The 7,844-nt window shown below is 65.6% G+C and carries 7 protein-coding genes; 2 read left to right on the top strand and 5 right to left on the bottom strand.

The annotated features are described in order from the left end of the window. Positions 1-519 precede the first annotated feature (519 nt). Both AB4118_RS27720 and AB4118_RS27715 read left to right on the top strand, forming a co-directional pair. Positions 520-1,623, top strand: coding sequence for an NAD(P)/FAD-dependent oxidoreductase (locus AB4118_RS27720; RefSeq protein ID WP_441492767.1), 1,104 nt, complete (start codon positions 520-522; stop codon positions 1,621-1,623). 75 nt (positions 1,624-1,698) lie between these two features. Then, on the top strand, positions 1,699-2,151 hold the full coding sequence (locus AB4118_RS27715; protein ID WP_441492766.1) for a DUF1810 domain-containing protein: 453 nt from the start codon (positions 1,699-1,701) through the stop codon (positions 2,149-2,151). A 57-nt stretch (positions 2,152-2,208) separates the two neighbouring features. Here AB4118_RS27715 and AB4118_RS27710 read toward each other — a convergent pair whose 3' ends face one another. From AB4118_RS27710 to AB4118_RS27690, 5 genes are read right to left on the bottom strand one after another with little or no spacing between them, the layout of a single operon-like run. Then, positions 2,209-4,038 carry a cobalamin-dependent protein gene (locus AB4118_RS27710; RefSeq protein WP_441492765.1) on the bottom strand — a complete coding sequence of 610 codons (1,830 nt, stop codon included), beginning with the start codon at positions 4,036-4,038 and terminating at the stop codon, positions 2,209-2,211. A 36-nt stretch (positions 4,039-4,074) separates the two neighbouring features. Next, positions 4,075-4,869, bottom strand: a complete 795-nt coding sequence (locus AB4118_RS27705) for an aspartate dehydrogenase (RefSeq protein ID WP_441492764.1) — start codon at positions 4,867-4,869, stop codon at positions 4,075-4,077. A 20-nt stretch (positions 4,870-4,889) separates the two neighbouring features. Next, positions 4,890-5,402, bottom strand: a complete 513-nt coding sequence (locus tag AB4118_RS27700) for a cupin domain-containing protein (RefSeq protein ID WP_441492763.1) — start codon at positions 5,400-5,402, stop codon at positions 4,890-4,892. Further along, positions 5,399-7,015, bottom strand: coding sequence for an ABC transporter ATP-binding protein (locus AB4118_RS27695; protein WP_441492762.1), 1,617 nt, complete (start codon positions 7,013-7,015; stop codon positions 5,399-5,401). The genes AB4118_RS27700 and AB4118_RS27695 overlap by 4 nt, the downstream gene beginning before the upstream one ends. After that, positions 7,012-7,842, bottom strand: coding sequence for an ABC transporter permease (locus AB4118_RS27690; RefSeq protein WP_441492761.1), 831 nt, complete (start codon positions 7,840-7,842; stop codon positions 7,012-7,014). Before AB4118_RS27690 ends, AB4118_RS27695 begins: the two co-directional genes overlap by 4 nt. Positions 7,843-7,844 lie beyond the last annotated feature (2 nt).

Genomic DNA, 7,844 nt, shown 5'->3' with positions numbered 1-7,844 from the left:
ACCGATCTCTCGGCTACAAGGCCCGAAGCTCTCATGAAGCGCAGTAGAGCGGCCCCGCCAGCGGCGGCGCCGTCTCGATGGCTGCGTTATAGGCCCCACCCTCTCGACCTGTCAACGCCAAAACAAAACTTTTCCGACAGTTCGATGACAGGGCCTCATATTTTGGCAATCCGCCGTCGGGAACGCTGGAATAAAGCCAATGATCGCAATGCCTTGCTGAATTATCCACTCCCCGGGGCCCGCATCTGCTCCATTCCGAGGCGCGAGACGCCGCCATCGACGGCAGCGAAAGTCCTTGGCACGTGCACCGTCCTTGGGGGCCATCACTGACAGCGACCGGCCATTCCCACGACACGCCCGAGGGTCTGCGCTGCCGGCCTAGACGCCGAACGCGGCGCTCTGCACATTCCCAGGTCTGCCTCGCATCCGCTCGCGGCAGTCCAGGACGCCCGCCGGCAACAAGCCGGCGCGCGAACGGGACCGGATCAAGAGCGGGTTCACACCATGCCGGAGAATACTATGCCTGAGATCATCGTGGTCGGCGCCGGAGTCCTCGGAACCTCCGTCGCCTATCGCCTCGCCCTCGCGGGCGCGCGCGTCACCGTGCTCGAGGCGACACGGGTTGGCGGCGGTACGTCCGGCATCAGCTTCGCCTGGACCAACTCCTGCAACAAGGAGCCTCGCAGCTATCATGACCTGAACGTCGCCGGCATGAAGGCGCACGCAGCATTGAAGGAGGAGTTTGGCGCAACACCCTGGTGGCACGGCGGCGGTCGCGTCGAATGGAAGGCGGAAGCCGAGCGCGACGGTCAGCGCACCAAGGTTTCACGCCTGCAGGACTGGCGCTACGCGGCCGAATGGATCGACCGCAAGCAACTGCTCGAACTCGAGCCGGATATCGATCCCGCGGCGATCGGTGATGCGCCCATCGCCTGGTACCCGAATGATGGCTGGCTCGACCCGGTCGTCTACGCCCACGCCATGATGAGCGCGGCATGCCGGCTCGGCGCTGAGCTGAAGACCCAGACGCGGGTAAGGGCCCTCCTCGTCGAAGGCGGCAAGGTCAAGGGCGTACGCTGCGAAACCGGCGAGATATTTCATGCAGACCTGGTGGTGAACTGCACCGGGCGCTGGTCCAATGACACGATCGGCACGTCCGCTCCCAATGTCCCGCTGGAGCCCACGGTCGGTTTCCTGGTCTTTACACCGGCTGTGCCGGCTTCGATCCAGCGCGTGGTCTCCTCGCCGCTTTGCGATTTCCGACCGGATGGCGCCGGAAGGCTGATGGTGCATTGGGGACCGGCCGACGCGCAGGTGACGCCCGAGGTCAGCGAGCATCCCGGCATGGCGCAGGCTGCGGTCGTGATCGAACGGCTGACCAGGATCCTTCCCGGCATTGCGCCGATCCAACCCGAGGCCACGCGCGTCACCCAGCGCCCCATTCCCAGGGATGGCCTCTCGGCCATCGGGCCCGTGCCTGGCCTCGACGGCTATTATCTGATGGTCACGCATAGCGGCGCGACGCTCTCGCCGGCGCTCGGGGCCATGGCCGCGGACGAGATCCTCACTGGCATTGAACGGCAGGAGCTTGCCGATTTCCGCCCCGCGCGCTTCTTCACATAGAATGGGAATCCGCGGCGGCCCCCGGAGAACCGTCCAGCCGTGTGCTCGTCGCGCCGAATGATGGGAGGGCAAGCCGTGACGGAGGTTCACGACCTTCAGCGCTTCGTTACCGCCCAGGAGCCGATCTTCGAAACCGCGCTTGCCGAGCTGCGAGCAGGCCGGAAGCGGACCCACTGGATGTGGTTCGTCTTTCCGCAGCTGCGCGGTCTTGGCCTTTCGCCGACGGCGGAACGCTACGGCCTGGCGTCGCTGGCGGAAGCGCGTGCCTATCTCGCCCATCCCATTCTCGGCCCCCGCCTCGTCGCGTGCACCGCCGCCATCCTGGAGCTCGAGGGCCACTCAGCCCACACCATCTTCGGCTCGCCCGACGACAAGAAGCTTCGCTCGAGCTTGACCCTGTTTGCGCTAGCCGCGGCTAGCGGCGACACTATCTTCCGGCAGGGCCTGCAGCGCTATTTTGGCGGCGAACCGGATCCGCGCACGCTCGACCTGATCGGGCAGCCCCCGTCCGGCGAAATGCGCCCATAGTCCGCAAGCGGCAGATCGCTCACCAGGGGCCGTGAAGCTACCCCTGGAAGCGGATTGTCATTGCCCTGTGCTCGCGGCAACCGGCCGGCCGGGCCCACTCCCCGACCGGAGATCGCCACGCTTCGCGAGGGCCAAGGCTTCAAGCTCGAGGACCATTCGCTCCGGTGTCTCACATGGGAGGGCGCCGAGCACTGAAATCTCGCGGGTCACATCGACCGGCAAGCCCGAGTTCGAGTCGTCGGGAATCTGATTCAGCCGGCCGCCGATGCAGACCGGGATGGACCGGCCGGCCCGCTCGAGAGCGCCCAGTACCTCGCTCGCGAACCGAAGGGCGATGCCGTTATATGTGCTGATGGCGATGACATCGCATCCCCGTGCCAGCGCAATCTCGACAAGATCATCGGGGTCGACCGATGTACCGCCATCGACCGCCTCAACCCCCAGGCTCGTGAGCAGGTGCTCGATCAGATTCTTGCCGTGCTCATGGACATCGCTGCTGGCCACACAGACCGTGAGACCACTCGCTTCGATCAGACGACGGGCACTGACCGGAACCTTCGCCACCCAGGATTCAGTGGCGTGCTGGAGCTCCTCGACCCATTCGGCAAGCACAATGGCCCGCCGCCCGCCCCATGCCGCACGGTCGGCTGCCCCCGCGCCATACAGCGCCTCTAGGCGTTTCGGGCCGATTCGGCGCAGGGCCAACATGAGTGCGGCAGGATCGCGCGTGTCGATTCCGGCTTCCCGCAGGCCCGTCAAGACCTTGCCGGCAAAGGCCCGGCCGCCATCGACGAGGCTTGCGGCCATCCCGTCGACCAAAGCCAGGTCGATCAGGCCGAGATTGGCGGACGCGTGCTCGACCATCCGGGCTGCGAAAACCTGCGCATCGATGATTTCGTCGGTATCGGGTATCCGCTCGTTCTCGGTCACCGGGACCGGATTGATCGCGTGCCCACTCGCCCGGCGCTGCAGCGACCAGATATCGGCCTGGAGGTAGCTCGCCAGACTTGCGAAATTGCCGGCCGGCGTGGATCTGTAACTCACCGTGTTGCCGAAAATCATGCTTCCCGGCGTGTCCGACACCTGCATCAAGGCATGATGGAAGGCGAGCCGCATGAGCGGGGCCGTGAAATGGTGTCCGTAGCAATGCGAGACTTTGGCGCCGATCAACTCATCGACGATATATTTCTCGATCAGCACCATGCCGAGCGCCGAACTCATATCGGCGAACAAACCGGCAAAGCCGTCGTCGAGGTTCGAATGAACCAACACCTCGACGGGTTGAGCAGCGATCAACCCAAGCGCCGTCACCGTGGCCTCGGTGGTGGCGACATCGTCGTCCCAATCGGGGAGGCGGAACGTGAAATATTGGCCGAGATTCCCGACAGTGGTGACCCCGGCTGCCAGCGCGGCCCGGGTATTCTCCACGGCTCCGGGCAAGCCCAGCATGAAGTCGCCGAAATGCGCCGCGGCCGGCACGATGCCGGTGATCCGCGAAAAATCCTCGGGCCCGTCGAGGACGATGCCGGTGCCGCGCGGACGCTGGGAGCGCTGCGCGAGCGGGTACCCCATCGACCAGTCCAGGGTGATGCCGAAGCGATCGACCACCGTGCCGAGCCGGGCGCAGCTTTCATGCACGGTCCGGATTGCGTCCAGCGTTCTGTCGACGCTGCGAAAGCCGATATGGGCGTGCTGCATGATGCGCCCCTGAACGGCAGTCCTGCGCTTGTAAGCCGCCTCGGAAGGAACGCCCATCGTATCGAGGAAAAGATTGCGGCCCACCTGCCAGGTGCGCGCCATGACCGCGCCCTCTGCAAGCAGCTCGGCGCCCGGCCGAAGCGCGCCGGGAACGAGATCCGCGAGAGGCGGCAACACCGTGTTGGTCATGAAATCCTCCCGGCCATGCGCTCCTGAATTCCCGCGTCAGATGGCCACGATGTCGAACTGGCGTCGGATCGCGGCGACCAGACTGGAGGCCGTGATCGCCGAGGTCTTTGGGTTGCCGGCGGAGGGCAAGTTGGTGAAGCGCAGATAGGCCGAGCCGAGCGAGCTCTCCGCCTCGATCTCGTGAATATTTCCCCTGGCAGCGGGATCGGAGACGATCCGCGTCGTCACCCGTGCGGCACGCGCTGCGAGCGCAATGGTGAGCCCGACATTCAGGTTCCTGGGATAGAGCCGCGCCGCTTCCTCCGCGCTGCCTTCATAGAGCACGATCTCGGCGACGAGCGACCGCTCGCTAAGCCCGGCCTGCGCCAGCTCGGCCGCCCACGCGGCCGGTGGCTTGCGCGAGGTGTAGCGAATCCGGGCATCGTCGGCTTCGCGTAGCGCCGCGAGATAGTCGAGCCCCCCGACAGCCCCGGATGGCAGGATGAGCCGCGCCCCGCTCCGTGCCGCGATCCCGGTCAGGCGAGCCAGGAAATCAGTATCGGCAAGGGCGCCCGTCGAAGCCGCAATGACCGGGAGACCAGCGGCCAGAACATCCGGCAAGGCCTCCACGACGGCGGCATGCCCGGCCGCCTCGACAACGAGGTCGGGTCGGCTGGCAATCAGTTCCGGCACCGTCGTGGCGACCTCGACGCCCACCGGCACCGTGGCGCAACTCGGAGAATCCGGCCGCAACAGCACGGTGAAGTGAAAGTCCGCCGACTGTTGGAGGCGCGCATGCACCTCGCGCGCGATCGTGCCGAAGCCGATCAACCCTATTCGCTTCCTGCTCATGGCAGTCCCATTGCGACAGATCAGGGGTTGCGCTGGTCGGTCGGCGGCACGGCGAACACGGTCTGGCGCTCGATTTCGAGAACGTTGTCCGGTCGGGGGAAATTGGCCGGCGCCGCCTCGCCCGCGACCCGCGAACGGCCGATCAGACGGAAGAAATCCTCGAGGCCATTCGGCACGATCAACCAGACCCAGTGCAGGTCCTCGGTCCCCTCGTTGATGAACATATGCCGACGGCTCTTGCCGACGAAGATCGCGGTGCCGGGTTGAAGCGGAACGTCCTTGCCGTCGAGCACGGCACGCCCCTTGCCCTTGATGAAATAAATCACCTCCTCGTGTCGATCGTGGCTGTGTTCACGGACATAGCCACCGGGCGGCACGGTCTGGGTTCCCAGAGCCAATGGGTGATCCATCCGCACCCGCGCGGGGTCGACGACCACCTCGATATGGCCGTTGGCCGGAACCGGCTGCCAATAGCTCGTCGCCTGGCCGGGCTGGATAACGAATGTCTCGCCGGGTTCGTGAATTTCGGTCATGGGGTCATCTCCATTCCGTTGGCTCTTCCCGGGACGGCGGAAAGCAACTTCTGCGTATAAGGATGCTTGGGAGCAGCGAAGATCTCGGCCGTGACGCCGTGTTCGACCACCTCGCCGCGCTGCATGATCGCGATCCGATCGCAGATCTGGGCCGCGACGCGCAGGTCGTGCGTGATGAAGATCATCGACAGGGAGAGCCGATCGCGCAGTTCGACGAGCAGCTGCAGCACCTGCGCCTGGACCGAGACATCCAGCGCCGAAACCGCCTCGTCGGCGACCAGGATCTTTGGCTCGAGCGCAAGCGCTCGGGCGAGCCCGATGCGCTGCCGCTGCCCGCCCGAAAACTGATGCGGCAAACGGTCGGTGGCGCTGGGATCAAGCCCCACCAGCGAGAACAGCTCCTTGGCTTTGGCCAAGGCCTTGTCCTGCTTGACGCCGCGGGCGATCAGCCCCTGGGAGACCAGGTCCCCGGCCGTGCGCCGCGGATTGAGCGAAGCGTAGGGATCCTGAAACACCATCTGGACGAGATGACGCTGGCGGCGCAGCGTCTCGCCGCGAAGCTTGCCGAAATCGACGCCGTCGAGTTCGATCGCTCCCTGATCGGGATCGAGCAGGCGTACGATGCAGCGCGCCAGAGTCGACTTGCCCGAACCGCTTTCGCCGACGATGCCCAAAGTAGCCCGGCTCGGCAGATCGATATCGACCGCCTTCACTGCGTAGGTCACGCGGCGCTGCCGGTCGAACCAACCGCCACCCGTCCGATAGGTCTTGGACAGATCGCGCACCGTTGCGATCGTCCTATCCGGCAACACCCGCGGCGGCGGCGGTGTGATGCTCGGAACCGCTGCGATCAGCGCGCGCGTATAGTCGGCCTTGGGGTTGTCGAGCACCTCGCGGACTGTTCCGCTTTCGACGACGCGACCATGCTGCATCACCATCACCCGGTCGGCGATCTCCGCGACGACGCCGAAGTCATGGGTAATGAACAGAACCGCCATGCCGGTCCGCCGCTGGATGTCCCTGATCAGCGTCAGGATCTGCGCCTGGATGGTGACATCGAGGGCAGTGGTCGGCTCGTCCGCGATCAGGATCTTGGGTTCCAGAGCCAGCGCCATGGCGATCATCACGCGCTGGCGCTGCCCTCCCGACAACTCATGGGGATAGGCCCGGTAGGCCGAAGCCGGCTCGGGAATGCCGACCTCGTCCAGCAGCTTCAGCGCGCGCTCCCGGATCTCCTGCTTCGACAGCTTGGTGTGAGCCCGGAACATCTCCGCGATCTGGTCGCCCGCGGTGCGCAGGGGGTTCAGGGCCGTCATCGGCTCCTGGAAGATCATGCCGATCTCGGGACCGCGGATCGCACGCAGCTCGTCCTCGGAGAGGCCGAGAATGTTCCGCTCGCCGAGCATGATCCTGCCGCCCCGCACCGGCAGGCTGGTGGGAAGCAGCCCCATCAGCGCCGACGCGGTCATCGACTTGCCGGAACCGCTTTCCCCGACCACGCAGACGATCTCGCCCGGCGTGAGGGTCAGCGAGAGCTTCTCGACCGCATAAGGCCGGTCGGCCCCTCCGGGCAGGGCGATGGATAGATCTTCGATACGAACGAGAGGGGTCATCGGCCGCGGAGCCTCGGGTTCAGCGCATCGTTGAGCCCCTGTCCGACAAGGGAGACGGACAGGATCGTCAGCAGGATCGCCACGCCGGGAATCGCGGAGACGTACCACTCGCTGCGCAACACCTTGCGGCCCTGGCCGATCAGATTGCCCCAGGAGGCAATGTTCGGATCGGACAGGTCGAGGAAGGCGAGCGCGCTTTCGAGGAGGATCGCCGTCGCCATCACGACGCTGCCATAGACGATGATCGGCGCCAGCGCGTTGGGCAGAACCTCGCGGAAGATGATCCAGCGATTGGTCAGGCCGAGCGTCCGGCAGGCCTGGACGAACTCGCGATTGCGCAGGGTCAGGAACTCGGCGCGCGTCAGGCGCGCCACCGCCGGCCAGGACACGATGCCGATCGCAATCGTTACCGCCGTCATGTTCGAGCCCACCACCACCACGAGCACAAGCAGCAGGATGAAGTTCGGAAGCGTCTGGAAGGCCTCCGTCATGCGCATCAACGCGTCATCCGTCATGCCGCCATAGAAGCCGGCGATCGCACCGACGACGATGCCGATTGCAATCGCAATCAAGGTCGAGACGATGCCCATCAGCAATGTGGTGCGGGCGCCGTGGGCGATCTGTGCCGCGATGTCGCGGCCCGACGCGTCCGTTCCCAGCAGGAAGCGACCGCCGAGCGAAGGCCATTGCAGCGGCCGACCGGCAAGCCCCAGTGGATCGCGCGGGTAGAGCAGGTCGGCAAAGATGGCGAGGCCGACGATGCCGATGAGCAGGAGCAGGCCAAGCACGGCAGCGGGGCTGAACAGGAAATATCGGAGCGCCTTCATGA

The sequence above is a fragment of the Allobosea sp. 2RAB26 genome (genome assembly GCF_052115465.1).
In the GTDB taxonomy this organism is placed as follows: Bacteria; Pseudomonadota; Alphaproteobacteria; order Rhizobiales; family Beijerinckiaceae; genus Allobosea.
Note: the sequence above shows the minus strand (reverse complement) of the source record. Positions and strands in the feature narration are given on the sequence as shown.